This window comes from Paenibacillus sp. PSB04, assembly GCF_025809195.1.
GTDB classification, from domain to species: domain Bacteria; phylum Bacillota; class Bacilli; order Paenibacillales; family Paenibacillaceae; genus Paenibacillus_AQ; species Paenibacillus_AQ favisporus.
Genome location: NZ_CP081301.1, coordinates 5486864 through 5499736, shown reverse-complemented (window position 1 = coordinate 5499736; position 12873 = coordinate 5486864). Strand labels below are relative to the sequence as shown.

The 12873-nt window shown below is 54.5% G+C and carries 15 protein-coding genes; 13 read left to right on the top strand and 2 right to left on the bottom strand.

What is annotated here, in order from left to right; genetic code table 11:
- The 8 genes from K2F33_RS25375 to K2F33_RS25340 all read left to right on the top strand — a co-directional run bounded on the left by K2F33_RS25375 (position 1) and on the right by K2F33_RS25340 (position 5221).
- A complete protein-coding gene (locus K2F33_RS25375) occupies positions 1 to 468 on the top strand; it encodes a DUF2577 family protein (RefSeq protein ID WP_263879417.1) in 468 nt (155 codons plus the stop codon).
- Positions 468 to 881 carry a DUF2634 domain-containing protein gene (locus K2F33_RS25370; RefSeq protein WP_076166426.1) on the top strand — a complete coding sequence of 138 codons (414 nt, stop codon included), beginning with the start codon at positions 468 to 470 and terminating at the stop codon, positions 879 to 881. Before K2F33_RS25375 ends, K2F33_RS25370 begins: the two co-directional genes overlap by 1 nt.
- Position 882: 1 nt before the next feature.
- On the top strand, positions 883 to 1944 hold the full coding sequence (locus K2F33_RS25365; protein WP_263879414.1) for a baseplate J/gp47 family protein: 1062 nt from the start codon (positions 883 to 885) through the stop codon (positions 1942 to 1944).
- On the top strand, positions 1934 to 2524 hold the full coding sequence (locus K2F33_RS25360; protein WP_244879256.1) for a putative phage tail protein: 591 nt from the start codon (positions 1934 to 1936) through the stop codon (positions 2522 to 2524). The genes K2F33_RS25365 and K2F33_RS25360 overlap by 11 nt, the downstream gene beginning before the upstream one ends.
- Positions 2525 to 2536: 12 nt before the next feature.
- Positions 2537 to 3580, top strand: coding sequence for a discoidin domain-containing protein (locus K2F33_RS25355; protein WP_263879411.1), 1044 nt, complete (start codon positions 2537 to 2539; stop codon positions 3578 to 3580).
- Positions 3573 to 4013, top strand: coding sequence for a hypothetical protein (locus tag K2F33_RS25350; RefSeq protein WP_263879409.1), 441 nt, complete (start codon positions 3573 to 3575; stop codon positions 4011 to 4013). The genes K2F33_RS25355 and K2F33_RS25350 overlap by 8 nt, the downstream gene beginning before the upstream one ends.
- Entirely contained in the window at positions 4003 to 4236 is a 234-nt protein-coding gene (locus tag K2F33_RS25345) for a hypothetical protein (RefSeq protein WP_076166411.1), read from the top strand. The genes K2F33_RS25350 and K2F33_RS25345 overlap by 11 nt, the downstream gene beginning before the upstream one ends.
- Before the next feature lie 160 nt (positions 4237 to 4396).
- Positions 4397 to 5221 (top strand): isocitrate lyase/PEP mutase family protein, encoded by an 825-nt coding sequence (locus K2F33_RS25340; protein WP_263879407.1) that lies wholly within the window; start codon positions 4397 to 4399, stop codon positions 5219 to 5221.
- Here the strand turns inward: K2F33_RS25340 and K2F33_RS25335 are convergent.
- Positions 5218 to 6633 (bottom strand): MocR-like pyridoxine biosynthesis transcription factor PdxR, encoded by a 1416-nt coding sequence (locus K2F33_RS25335; RefSeq protein WP_263879405.1) that lies wholly within the window; start codon positions 6631 to 6633, stop codon positions 5218 to 5220. The two genes, K2F33_RS25340 and K2F33_RS25335, sit on opposite strands and share 4 nt — an antisense overlap.
- 123 nt (positions 6634 to 6756) lie before the next feature.
- Here K2F33_RS25335 and K2F33_RS25330 point away from each other — a divergent pair, with 123 nt between their 5' ends.
- Entirely contained in the window at positions 6757 to 7722 is a 966-nt protein-coding gene (locus K2F33_RS25330) for a DMT family transporter (protein ID WP_263879404.1), read from the top strand.
- On the opposite strand, the gene K2F33_RS25325 is transcribed toward K2F33_RS25330, so the two are convergent.
- A complete protein-coding gene (locus K2F33_RS25325; RefSeq protein WP_163873822.1) occupies positions 7703 to 7846 on the bottom strand; it encodes a hypothetical protein in 144 nt (47 codons plus the stop codon). The genes K2F33_RS25330 and K2F33_RS25325 overlap by 20 nt on opposite strands.
- A 273-nt stretch (positions 7847 to 8119) precedes the next feature.
- Here K2F33_RS25325 and K2F33_RS25320 point away from each other — a divergent pair, with 273 nt between their 5' ends.
- The 4 genes from K2F33_RS25320 to K2F33_RS25305 all read left to right on the top strand — a co-directional run bounded on the left by K2F33_RS25320 (position 8120) and on the right by K2F33_RS25305 (position 12854).
- A complete protein-coding gene (locus tag K2F33_RS25320) occupies positions 8120 to 9727 on the top strand; it encodes a gamma-glutamyltransferase family protein (protein WP_263879401.1) in 1608 nt (535 codons plus the stop codon).
- Positions 9728 to 9934: 207 nt separating this feature from the next.
- Positions 9935 to 10795, top strand: coding sequence for an AraC family ligand binding domain-containing protein (locus K2F33_RS25315; RefSeq protein ID WP_263879399.1), 861 nt, complete (start codon positions 9935 to 9937; stop codon positions 10793 to 10795).
- Positions 10792 to 11715 (top strand): DMT family transporter, encoded by a 924-nt coding sequence (locus K2F33_RS25310; RefSeq protein ID WP_263879398.1) that lies wholly within the window; start codon positions 10792 to 10794, stop codon positions 11713 to 11715. The genes K2F33_RS25315 and K2F33_RS25310 overlap by 4 nt, the downstream gene beginning before the upstream one ends.
- Before the next feature lie 101 nt (positions 11716 to 11816).
- Positions 11817 to 12854, top strand: a complete 1038-nt coding sequence (locus K2F33_RS25305; RefSeq protein ID WP_263879397.1) for an iron-hydroxamate ABC transporter substrate-binding protein — start codon at positions 11817 to 11819, stop codon at positions 12852 to 12854.
- Positions 12855 to 12873 lie beyond the last annotated feature (19 nt).

Genomic DNA, 12873 nt, shown 5'->3' with positions numbered 1-12873 from the left:
ATGGAACGAATCGAAGGATCGGGAGCCAGCCAGCTTGTGCAGCTGATTCGTGCGATCGGATACAATTCCGATATGTCCATTGAACTTGCGACCGTGACGGCTGCGCCTCCCGAGCTCAAAATCAAAGTTGATCACATGAATATCGAGCTGGAAAAAGATGATCTCATCGTGGCCCAGTCTCTAACCAAATATAAGCGAAAAGTGAATCTGAAGAGTGAAAGCAAGACGAAAGTGTCCGCAACGAACATGAATCCGGAGGTGCCTCCTTTCAACTTCGATCCTGGCGCCGTGTTTGTGGGCCAAGGCAAGATATCGTTTACCGGAATAAATGTGTCGTCCGCCGATTTCTCCACCGAGGAAGCCGAGCTGGAATTTATCGACGAACTGGAGGAAGGCGACCGCGTGGTCGTGGCAGGGATACAGCAAGGACAAATTTATATTATTTTGGACCGGGCGGTGATGTACTGATGGCACTATCACCATTGCGCAACCGCGAGGAGCGATTTGTTGAAGTGAAGCATCTCTCCGCACCGTCGCGGACTTATAGCCTTGATTTTGATACAGGAGAGGTCGGAGGGCGGATCATCGACGGGCAGGAGGCGCTTCGACAATGGATCCGGAAGGCCATTCTCACGGCCAGGTACCGATATCTTATTTACGACAGTCAGTACGGCTGCGAGCTTGAAAGTTTGCTGGGCCAGGATATTTCCCATCAGCTGCTGAAGAGCGAAATTACGAGAGTAATTACCGAGGCGATTTTGGCGGATGACCGCGTCACATCGGTGGAGCAGTTTGCCATCGTGCGTGACGGTGACCGGTTGTTTGTGACATTTACCGTATGGACCAGTGAAGGGATCTTAGAACAAGAGGTGACGATCTGATATGTATGAACAGCAGACGAAAGGGGCCATCTTGCAGCGGATGCTGGATGCTTCGCCTGCCGATCTCGACAAGCGCCAAGGTTCGGTAACGTATGACCTGCTGTCGCCAGCGGCCATCGAGCTGGCGCATGCCTATATTGAACTCGACAATGTGCTGAAGTTTGGCTTTGCCGGCCCGCAGCAGCCCTCCGAGTTTCTAGATCTCCGGGCCGCCGAATTTGGCCTGGCTCGCCGTCCGAGCGTAAAGGCGGAAGGAGAGCTTCGCTTTAAAGGTGACGACCATATCGTGATTCCGCGGGGAACTGCCGTCTCGACGGAAGACGAGGATCCGGTAGTGTTCGTCACGGTCGAAGAGGCGACCATCAAGCAGGGGAGCGCTGTCGTGAAAGCCGCCGCGGCCATGGGAGGCAGGCATGGGAACGTGGCTGCTGGCAGGATTTCGCTAGTACGAGGCAACTTATCTGGAGTTCTGACGGTGACCAATATACAGCCTTTTGTCAATGGGGCTGACAAGGAGCCGGACGAATCGCTTCTTGGACGGTATTTCGACCGCGTCAGAAGGCCGGCGACGAGCGGTAATGCGTGGCATTATCGGGAATGGGCTCTCGAAGTTCCAGGCGTGGGCGACGTCAAAGTATTCCCGGTATGGAACGGGGGCGGGACGGTCAAACTGTCCGTTTTGTCCGACGACAAACGCGCCCCAGTCCCCACCATTATTGAGCGTGTGCGTGCGGCCGTGGAAGAACGGCGTCCGGTTGGGGCTCAGGTCACGGTGACTCCTGCGGTGGAGGTGAAGATTGATGTGTCGGCGGCGATCAAGCTGATGCCGGGTGCGGTGCTTGAAGACGTTAAAACCAAATTTCAGCGGCAGTTGGCGGCATTTTTGGCGGGTCTTGCTTTTCACCAAACGCTGGTTCCCTATAACCGGGTGTTTGGTCTGCTGCTGGACGTTGAAGAAATATTGGATTTCAGCCAGCTAACAATCAATGGTACTTCCGGGAATCTGGAACTCGCCGAAGAGCAGGTTGCTGTGGCAGGGACGGTGAATTTCGTTGTTGCGTAACATTTCGTCGGATATGCTGGAGTATCTCCCCAAGTATTATTCGGATTCCCGGATCGTTGGTAATCTGACCGGCCGTGAAGCGGATGAAGTGAACCGCCTGCATGAAGGCATTCAAGACGTCCTTAAACAATTTTTTATTGATACGGCCACATGGGGGCTGGATACATGGGAGAACATTTGCGGCATTCCGCATACGCCGGGCAAACCCGACGATCAACGGCGATCCGTCATCAAGACGAAGCTGCGCGGTGCCGGAACAGTCACTCTGGCTGTCATTCGCAGCGTCGTCGACTCGTTTGAAAACGGAGAAGTCGACATCCAGGAAAACTTCGGAGGTTATGAAGTTGTCGTCACCTTTATCGGCAAGCGCGGCGTGCCGCCGAATTTGAATGACGTCCAGAAGGCGCTGCGGGAGATCGTCCCGGCGCATCTGCACCTGAACTTCCAGTTTACCTACTTGAGGTGGGAGGAACTGGATGCCGCAGATTTAACCTGGGAGGAGCTAGAAGCGCTTGGAATGACATGGGACGAACTGGAGGTCTGGAAGCCGGATCATCCAGGAACAGAGCTTGAAATGTAAGGGGGAGTAGACATGGCAAAACTGCCAAGCGGACTGCAGACTTACGAGCCTTCTGATACGGTCAGGAGGATCGCGCAAAATGAAAATATTGAAGCGACCGATGCGCTGTTTCACGGAACAGGCGGGCACCGGCATACGGGAAAAGCAGGGGATGCGCCGCTCATCGGCGCCGAAGGCATCGCCGGCGGCGCTGTCACAGGTGATAAGATCGCATCCACAGCTGTCACTGGAGACAAAGTGGCACGCTACACATTGTGCCGCAGGCATCTGGAATCCGGCCGGATCAGCAGGAATGCTGCCAAATACAAGCCGGTTACCGTAACTGCCGGACAGCTCAGCGGGCTGCCGACGGTGCCGTATTTCCAATCCGGCGAACATTTTTGGGCTTTGTATTCAGCCTATAACAAGTTTCCTCAATCCATGACAGTGATGCTGGGCGACGAATATTCGGATATCGAAGGCGTTTCTTTTGAAAAGGGTTGGAACGCGGATCCCGTCAGCTTCTATATCGAAACCAGCAGCGACAACACCAATTGGAGAAAGGTTTACACCTATTCGCGCAGCGTAACGGACGAATTCCCAAGGTATCATCCCTTTGATCAAGCGTCAGCCGGTTCTTACATCCGGTTAACGGTGACCGCTCCAGACAGCTCGGGCAATACGATTATCGCCGGTTTCGGTGTGCTCAGCAGGGCTTGTCCGGAGAGCAGTCCCGATTTTAAAGTCGAGAATGGTGTTTTGAAATTTCATGACGGATCGGGGTGGAAGGGCGTGGGAATTAAAAGCGTACAGCGCGGAACGACGAATATTTCTTTTTTCTATCCGAATGGAAACGGCTCATTGGTTAAAGAAGTGACCATTACGGCAGTTAATCCGCAAAAAAGCTTTGTTAATATCACCACAACCGGCTTGTCGCATTGGTCTCAAACCTCGCCGATGATGGACGGCTCGGTATGTGCAACCCTTGTGGGAAATAACAAGGTCAAATTTAATTTCATGGACGGATTTTACGAGGCATATGCGGAAATTTCCTGGGAGGTGATCGAATTTGCCTAATTACTACGCGGAATTGGATGGGGATGGCAAGGTGTTTGCGGTTAGCGAACTGGCTGGCGTTGTGGATTCTCCGCTTATGATCCCGATTACTTTCGAGCAATATCAAGATCGGCGGCTCCTGTTTACCCGCTTCGTCGAAGGCAAGTTCAAAGGAGCCTTTGCGCGGATCGAGGCGGATAAATCCTCCATTGCGGCAACAGGTGAAGATACCCTGTCTGCCCAGATCATCATAACCGATTGGGAGGGGAACGTGCAGGACCAATACAATGAAGTGATCCAGGTGGAGCTGAACGGGGTGCTGCAGTCCGTGAAAACAGAAAAAGGCGTGGCTCATATCACGGTTACCAGTGATGAGCCCGGCGCGTTCGTTTTAAAGACACACGGATTGGACCGAAATGCGGAGCTGAAGGTGGTGGTTGCCGATGCCGGCTAAGAAGGCAGTGTCTTCAAAAACCCATTTTCACATTCCGAAGGACCCGCTTCGGGTCAAGTCGGAAGAGATACAAGCCCGCCATGAAGGGAGAAGCCAGCGCAGTCTGAAGAAAGTGGAAGTCACCAACGACATGCTATACGAATTGTTAACGGATATTTTGGAGAAACAGTCCATACTGGAACAACGGTTGGAGCAGTATATGAGGGGAAAGCCGTTGAACTGATTCTGACCTCTATCTCTCCGCACAGAGCGGCGGATAGAGGTCTTTGTTATGTAGTGAAGGCCTTCCGGTGAATGCAATCCATATTTCGATGATGACCGAAGGGTTTCCGGTTTATCATGGAGTCAGGTTGATCAAAAAGTGAAAGAGAAAGGATGGGTGAATGGTGGATATTGAGCAGCACATCCGCAAAGCACTGGATTTCAGACAGTTTCATAAGCAGACCTTCGTTTTGCCCAACGCTTGGGATGCGGCAAGCGCCAAGGTCTTCGAGCAGTGCGGATTCAAGGCCGTAGGAACGACCAGCGCAGGCATTGCCGCCGCCCATGGTTACACGGACCGGAGCATGCCGTTTGACACGATGTTGGCCGCGGTCCGGGAGATCGTTCAGGCCGTGAGCATCCCGGTTTCCATAGATATGGAAGACGGGTATGGATCGACGCCGGAAGAAGTCGCGAATTCGGTTAGACAAGTGATCGAATCAGGCGCAGTAGGGATCAACCTGGAAGACAGCAAGATGAATCCCCGAGACGGGCTGTATGACATTTCCGAGCAGCAGCAGAAAATAGCCGCCATCCGGCAGTCCATCAACCGGTTGGGCATCCCGGTGTTTCTTAACGCCCGGACGGATCTTTATTGGATTCGAAAGGGAACGCCGGCCGACATGCTGGAGGAAACGCTTAAACGAACTCAGGCTTACAGGGAAGCGGGGGCCGACGGCGTCTTTGTGCCCGGCGTTACAGATATTGCTGCGATCCGCATCCTTCGGAAAGAAATCGGTGGTCCGGTCAACCTGCTGGTCGGCGCCGGCATGCCGTCCTTTCATGAGCTGCAGTCGATGGGGATTGAACGGATCAGCACCGGCTCCGGCCCTTTCCGCGCCGTGATTTCGCTGCTCCACCGGATCGGCGCCGACATGCTGGAACACGGCTCGTTTGAGCGAATGACATCGAATGTCCTCACGTATGATGATTTATTGCAGCTCTAACGATGACGGGCATGTTCCTTAAAATACTCGGCTGCAAACTGCTGAAGATGTTGAACGCTATAGCGGATTTCACCGGGTTCCAGATGACCGTAGCCAAGCAGCAGCTTGTCGGTGTGCCTTCCTCTCCGTATGCAGTGATGCTCCACGGGGACCGTGCGTATCCCGCTCCGGCGTGCATGATTCCGAAACGAATCATCGAATGCCATGCCGGCAAACTCGACGGCCAAATGCAGCCCTGCCGCATCGCCCCAAGGACGCCATTGCTCCCCAAAACAGTCCGCCAGCGCATCGAGGAGAACCTGGCGCCGTTCTCTGTACAGCTTCTTCATCCTTGCGATATGCCGGTCGAATTTGCGGGTACGCAAAAACTCGGCCAGCGCCGCCTGTTCAAATGGCGGATTTTGCACGTCCGTATAGGTGCGCAGCCTTCTCCAGCGGCTTTGCAGCTCGCGGGGAACTAGAACATACCCGATCCGGAGCGCAGGAAACAGAACTTTACTGAACGTGCCGATATAAATGACCCGGTCCGGGGCCATCGCATACAGTGGTGCTGCCGGTTCCCCGTAATATCTGTATTCGCTGTCATAGTCGTCCTCAATGACATAGCTGCCGCAGCGGCGCGCAAAGCGGATCAGCTCGGCTCGCCTGGCTGCAGGCAAAATACCCCCAAGAGGAAATTGATGGGACGGTGTAACGTATATCGGCCCGCGGTGATCCAGGGATAAGGCATTGGTCTCAATCCCATGGGCATCGACGGGAACCGGCGTCACCTTGTAACCTTTTTGAATAAAAGTCTGGATCATCTCAATATTACAGGGATCCTCGGCCAATATTTCCGGATGGTCCGTATGGAGCAGGTCGGCAACCAAGTGAAGCGCCTGCGTGGCGCCAGCGGTAATATAAATATCACCGGCGTCAACGGTCAGTCCTTTGCTGCGCAAAAGCCAGGCGGCAATCTCTTCGCGCAGCTGTACCAGGCCTTGAGGGCCGCCATATCCCAGAAGTTCCACCGGCATTTCGCCCAAGGCCTTCTGGAATACCCTCTGCCAAGCGTAACGCGGAAACTCGCGAAGATCCGGCTGGCCTGTTTTGAAGTCCGCCCGAAAGGAAGGAACAGGGATCGCTTCTTGATGCTGCTGGAATGCGCTCTGCTTCGCTTGATCCAGTATTAACCCTCCAACAACCCGGGTAGGCGCCCCCTGGCGGCTTTCCGCGTACCCTTCGGCGATCAGCATGTCATACGCTTCATTCACGGTATTCCGTGATACGGCCAGCGACTGGGCCAATTCACGGGTCGAAGGGAGGGGGGAGCCCTCCTTCAGAATCCCGTTTATCATTTGATCCCTCAGCCTCTGATAAATCTGACGTTTCAATGAAATGTCCAAGCTCCGGTCCAACTCGATTCCCCACATGGCATCCTCCAACTGGTTGGTATCATTTCGGGATGAACTGGTCCTTTTCCGTACCAGTTTGTTCCACTATGATTGTAACAGCCTTTGGGAAACGAAACTACTGAACCGGGGATGATGCTGATAATGGAACGAATCAAAGGATATGTGTATCTGCTATGCGCATTTGGGCTTGCCGGCACCTCTGTCGTGGCGGCTTCGTTTGTAAACGGTAAGCTTGGAGCGTTTACGATTACTTCCATGGGCCTTTTGTTCTCGCTGGTTTGCCTGCTGCCGTTCTGTATGGGGCAGCTGCTGAGAACGATCCGGGCCCTGTCTGCCAGGCAGTGGCTGCTGCTGTTCTGCCAGGCGATGTTCGGCGTCCTGCTGTTCCGCATGTTTTTGCTTTACGGTCTTACCCGTACAAGCTCGGTGGAGGCAGGAATATTAACCGGCGCGACCCCCGCGATTACGGTATTGTTGGCCATGCTGTTCCTGCGCGAAAAGATGAGAGCCGCCCATTTACTAGGCGTCGCCGGCACGGTCTGCGGCATATTGCTGATCCAGGGCGTGTTTATGCCGGAAAGCCGTTTCAGCAATGAACATATGGTTGGAAACATTCTGGTCCTGGGTGCCGCCGGCTGCGAGTCGCTGTTCAACGTTCTGTCCCGCGCAGCGGCAGTCCAAAGCAGCGGGAAACACGAAGCTATACATCCTGTCGTGCAGACGACGCTCGTCTCCGCGATGGCATGGCTGATCAGCCTGGTCCCCTGTTTGGCGGAGCAGCCTTTAGCGGCTCTCTCCGGAATGGGATGGCAGGGGTGGCTGGCTCTTGTCTGGTATGGTCCTGTGGTGACCGCCCTGGCGTTTATTTGCTGGTATGCCGGCATCCGGCACTGCAGAGCTTCGACCGCGGCCGCCTTTTCGGGCATGATGCCGTTCACTTCCCTGACACTCTCCGTGTGGCTGCTGCACGAACAGGCCGGATGGCCGCAGTGGGCAGGGGGCCTGCTTGTCATTGCCGGCATGGTTCTGATAGGCATGGATTGGGAATCCAAGCTTGTAAGGCAGACCCAGATGCCTGCAGGTATACCTAAAAAAAGCGGGACATAAATTCATCAATGGCCGTCGTGTCTTCATAGCTGCCGATAATGACGAACAGCAGGAATGGAACGGCGATGACCGCGATCAGCAGGCCTTTGCCGAAATAGAGGAGAAATCTGGTCAGCATATTCATTTTCGATCACTCCTTCAAAATTTTGATTGCGCAGGGATGAAAAAAGACCCTGATCAGAATCGCTTCTGATAAGAGTCGGAGCCGCTGCGGCCCGTAGATCCGCAAGGTTCTGGTTCATTCTTCTGGTTCAGTATATGACTGAAAATAGGGAGTAAGAACAGCAGCCCCGCCGCCGGAATCCTGCACGTGGCATATGAAAAGATGATTGACAGTTTAAAACCCGGATGATATGTTTACCGGCAAAACCGAAGAAATCAGGAGGCTGAAGCATTCATGTCCTTTGATCCTCTATATCATCCGTATCCTTCCTACCGGCTGCCGGTTTACGCGAATAAAGGCATGGTGGCCACTTCGCAGGCGCTTGCCTCAGCGGCAGGCTTGGACATACTGAAGCGCGGGGGCAACGCCATCGATGCGGCGATCGCTACCGCTGCAGCGCTCACGGTAGTGGAGCCGTGCTCGAACGGAATCGGCGGTGACGCCTTTGCCCTCGTATGGACGAAAGGCCAGCTGCACGGGCTGAACAGCAGCGGCCCGGCGCCGGCCTCGATCTCGATCGAGGCTGTGAAAGCGCTTGGGCATCACGAGATGCCGCGCTACGGCGCGATTCCGGTGACCGTGCCGGGCACGCCGGCCGCCTGGGCGGAGCTATCGCGCAAGTTCGGCCGGCTGCCGCTGGCCGAGTCGCTGGAGCCGGCCATCCGCTATGCGGAGGACGGCTACCCGGTATCGCCAACGGCCGCAGCCAACTGGCACGCCGCTTTCCGGCGCTACAGCACGCTCGAAGGCGAAGAATTTGCGCCGTGGCTGAGCGTGTTTGCGCCGGGGGGCAGGCCGCCTGCGGCCGGCGAGATGTGGCGCTCGCCCGACCATGCGCGGACGCTCCGCCTGATCGGCTCGACGGAAGCGGAAGCGTTCTACCGCGGGGAGCTGGCCGAGCGGATCGCCGGATTTATATCCCAATCCGGCGGCTTTTTGAGCGAAGAAGATCTGGCTGCCTTCAAGCCGGAGTGGGTGAAGCCGATGTCGGTACCGTACCGCGGCTACGACATTTGGGAGATCCCACCGAACGGGCAAGGCTTGATCGCCTTGATTGCGCTCAATATTTTAAAGGGATTTCCGGCGGCATCCCAGGAATCGGCCGAATCATATCACCGTCAGATCGAAGCGATGAAGCTGGCGTTTGCAGACGGTGCCCGTTACATAACGGATGCTGCGCATATGTCCGTCGATCCGCATGTATTATTGACGGAAGAGTACGGGGAGCTGAGAAGAGGGCTGATCGGCGCCGAGGCGATGGTTCCGGCGGCAGGCGAGCCGCGCGCAAGCGGAACGGTGTACTTAGCAGCAGCAGATGGAGAAGGCAACATGGTTTCTTTTATTCAGAGCAACTATACCGGCTTCGGATCAGGGATCGTTGTTCCCGGTACGGGAATCGCCCTGCAAAACCGCGGGCTGGAATTTTCGCTGGAGGAGGATCATGCCAACCGCCTGGTGCCGGGAAAACGGACGTACCACACGATCATCCCGGGTTTTATCACCAAAGGAGAACAGCCGGTGGGGCCTTTTGGCGTAATGGGCGGGTATATGCAGCCACAGGGACATGTTCAGGTGGCGATGAACCTGATTGATTACGGCCTTCATCCGCAGGCAGCGCTCGATGCCCCTAGATGGCAATGGGTAAAGGGCAAGACGGTGACGGTCGAGCCTCACTTTCCGATGCATATGGTCAGACGTCTCCAGCGTATGGGACATGACGTTCAGGTTGCACACGACTTCGGCTCGTTTGGGCGAGGGCAGGTCATCTGGAGAGATCCGGATACCGGGGTGCTGTGCGGAGGAACCGACCCCCGTACTGATGGGGGCGTTGCCGTCTGGTAATACATTTCAGCATTTAGTTCGGCCGACCTCGGACCATATAGAAAGGGATACGAAGCTCGCCAATCTGGATGTTGGCGGGCTTTTTCCCTTTGACCGATCGTTACGCCATGGCGTTCACGGCTTGACCGTACCTAGAGCAATATCATGCAATCCTTACGGGTGAGCCATCGGTTACCCTTACAGAGAAACCAAGAAGGAGGTGACGGCATGCCGGACGAAATTCGAACCGTTTATTATGACGCCGGCCTGCAGGTCGAGGCATACCGATTTGTGGGTGTCAAACAAAAATTTCCCCCTCATTTTCACGACTATTACGTGATCGGATTTATAGAAGGCGGGCAGCGCTATTTGGAATGCCGGCAGCGGGAATATATTATCAATCCTGGCGATATCATCATTTTTAATCCGCGTGATGTTCATGCCTGCGAGCAAGTGGACGGCCGTGCCCTAGATTACCGCTGCATAAATGTCCAGTCTCCGCGGATGATGGAAATCGCGCAGGAAATTACGGGCCGAAGCTATTTGCCGGCGTTTGCGCAAACCGTTCTGTACCAGAGCGAGCTTGCTCCTTCGCTAAGGGAACTTCATGCCATGATCTGTGAGGGAGAGTCTGATTTTATCAAGGAAGAACAGTTCTTTTTGCTGATGGGACAGCTGATTCATGAATATACGGATGTCTCGGCCTGCGAAGCTTATGAGGGGGGAGCGGGCTTTCAGGATGTGTGTGATTACATGGAGACGAACTTCGCAGGGGCCATTTCACTGGATGACTTAAGCGCTTTGGCAGGGCTCAGCAAGTACCACTTTTTACGCTCGTTTACCCGGGAACGGGGCATATCGCCATACAGCTACCTGGAGACGGTGCGGATCGGACACGCCAAGAAACTGCTGGAACAGGGAACGCCTCCGGCAGATACGGCACTGCTGACCGGGTTCAGCGATCAAAGCCATTTCAGCAACTTTTTCAAGCGATTTATCGGGCTAACGCCGCGCCAGTATATGCGAATTTTCGGGAATGAACGGCAGATGGAGCCTGTCCTGCCAACTAAGGGGGCCAAAGGCGTATGAAGCTGTCCGAAAGCCGGAACGCTGGCCATATGACCGCCTTGTTGACGATTCTGATTTGGGGGACGACGTTCATATCGACCAAAGTGCTTCTGGACGATTTTGAACCCTTCGACATTTTGCTGCTGCGTTTCGCAATCGGATATGTGGCACTGCTCGCCGTTCACCCCCGAATGGTTCCATTCCGGCGGATCCGGGAAGAGCTGCTGTTTGCGGGGGCGGGCCTTTGCGGGGTAACCTTGTATTTTTTGCTGGAAAATGTGGCGTTAACCTATACGCTAGCCTCCAACGTCGGCATCATCGTATCGGTTGCCCCTTTTGTCACCGCTGTAACGTCCAGGCTTATCTTAAAAGAAGGGAGGCTGGATGGGCTGTTTTTCGTGGGCTTCGCGGTGGCCATGAGTGGAGTGGTGCTGCTCACGCTGCAAGGAAGCGCTGTGCTGAAGCTGAATCCGATCGGGGACTCCCTGGCAGCACTGGCATGCGTGTTTTGGGGAATCTATTCGATCCTCACGCGCAAAATAAGCCGGCTTGGGTATCACACCATTGCTTGTACGCGGCGGATCTTTTTCTATGGGCTTCTGTTTATGCTTCCGGTCTTGCTTACTGAGGGTCTGCCCGGTAACCTCGAGCGTTTGTCCGATGGCGCTAATATTGCCAATCTGCTATTTCTTGGGCTGGGTGCATCGGCGGTATGCTTTGTCACCTGGAACTGGAGCGTTGGTGTACTTGGGCCCGTACAGACCAGTGTATATATTTATCTCGTGCCGGTCATCACCGTGGCAGCGGCGGCCTTGATTCTCCACGAGGAGATCACAGCAGCTGCAGTCTGGGGCGCATTGTTAACCATCGCCGGACTGGTTCTTTCCGAACGAAGGGGGATACAAACGAAAGGCAGGTTGGACAAAGAAGCATCGAACTAGTCACTGTTAAACAGATTCCTTAAAAAATGAATTGCCACCTCCGAAGTGTCATGCTATATTGATAATGATTCTCAATATCAAATACATAGGGGTGGATTCAGTTGTTTAAATTTATAAGACCATACACGCTGATGGTCTATGTGTTAGGAATAGCCCTGCTGCTGGCAGCTTGCGGCGGGAACGGATCCAATGCAGGGTCGGGGACGTCGGGAAGCGGAGGTGAGGCCGCTGGAACTGCTTCAGCAGGATCATCGTCTGACACGACTTCATCCCAAGCCGGGGGGAATGAGTCTTCCGGAACGGGTAAAACGGTTACGTTCCAAGCGGGCAACGGCGATGTCCAGGTACCCGAGCATCCGCAGCGGATCGTCGATTTGACGAATTTCTATACAGGGTACTTTCTGGCGCTAGGCGTCAAGCCGGTCGGCGTGTTGGAAGGCGCTATGGAGAATCCGTATTTCGAGGGCATGCTGGACGGCGTCGAAAGCGTCGGCAGCGAGCCATCGCCCGAGAAAATTCTGTCGCTGAAACCGGATCTGATCATCACCTATACCGGGACGGACGGAATCGATCAGCTGGAGCAGATTGCACCGGTTGTCGCCATCGAATACGGTAAAAAGAATTACAAGGATCAGATGATCGACTTCGGAAAACTGACCGGTAAAGAAGCAGAAGCGAAGGCTTGGGTCGAGCAGTGGGAAAACAAGATCAATGAACTGAAGCCCAAGATTCAGGAAGCGGTAGGCAGCAAAACGGTGTCCATCCTGAACCCTTATGCCAAAGGGCTGTACGTGTTTGGACATAACTTCGGCCGCGGCGGAGAAATCATATATGACGAATTCGGCTTGAAGGCGCCGCCGGAAGCACAGAAGGAAGCGATTGACAGCGGGACCGGCTGGGCCACAATCTCTATGGAGAAGCTCCCGGAATTTGCCGGAGATATCATTTTCACTTGTCCGTGGTCTGGAGACACAAGCGATCCGAACATCGTCTATGACAATCCGGTATGGAAAAGCTTGCCCGCGGTTAAAGCAGGTCATGTATTTCAGCTGAATCCGAAGGCGGACACGTACAACGACCCGGTATCATTGGAAGCTCAGCTAAAGTTCATATCGAACAGTCTGCTGTCCGTTAAATAAAGTATGGATAAAGCTCTGC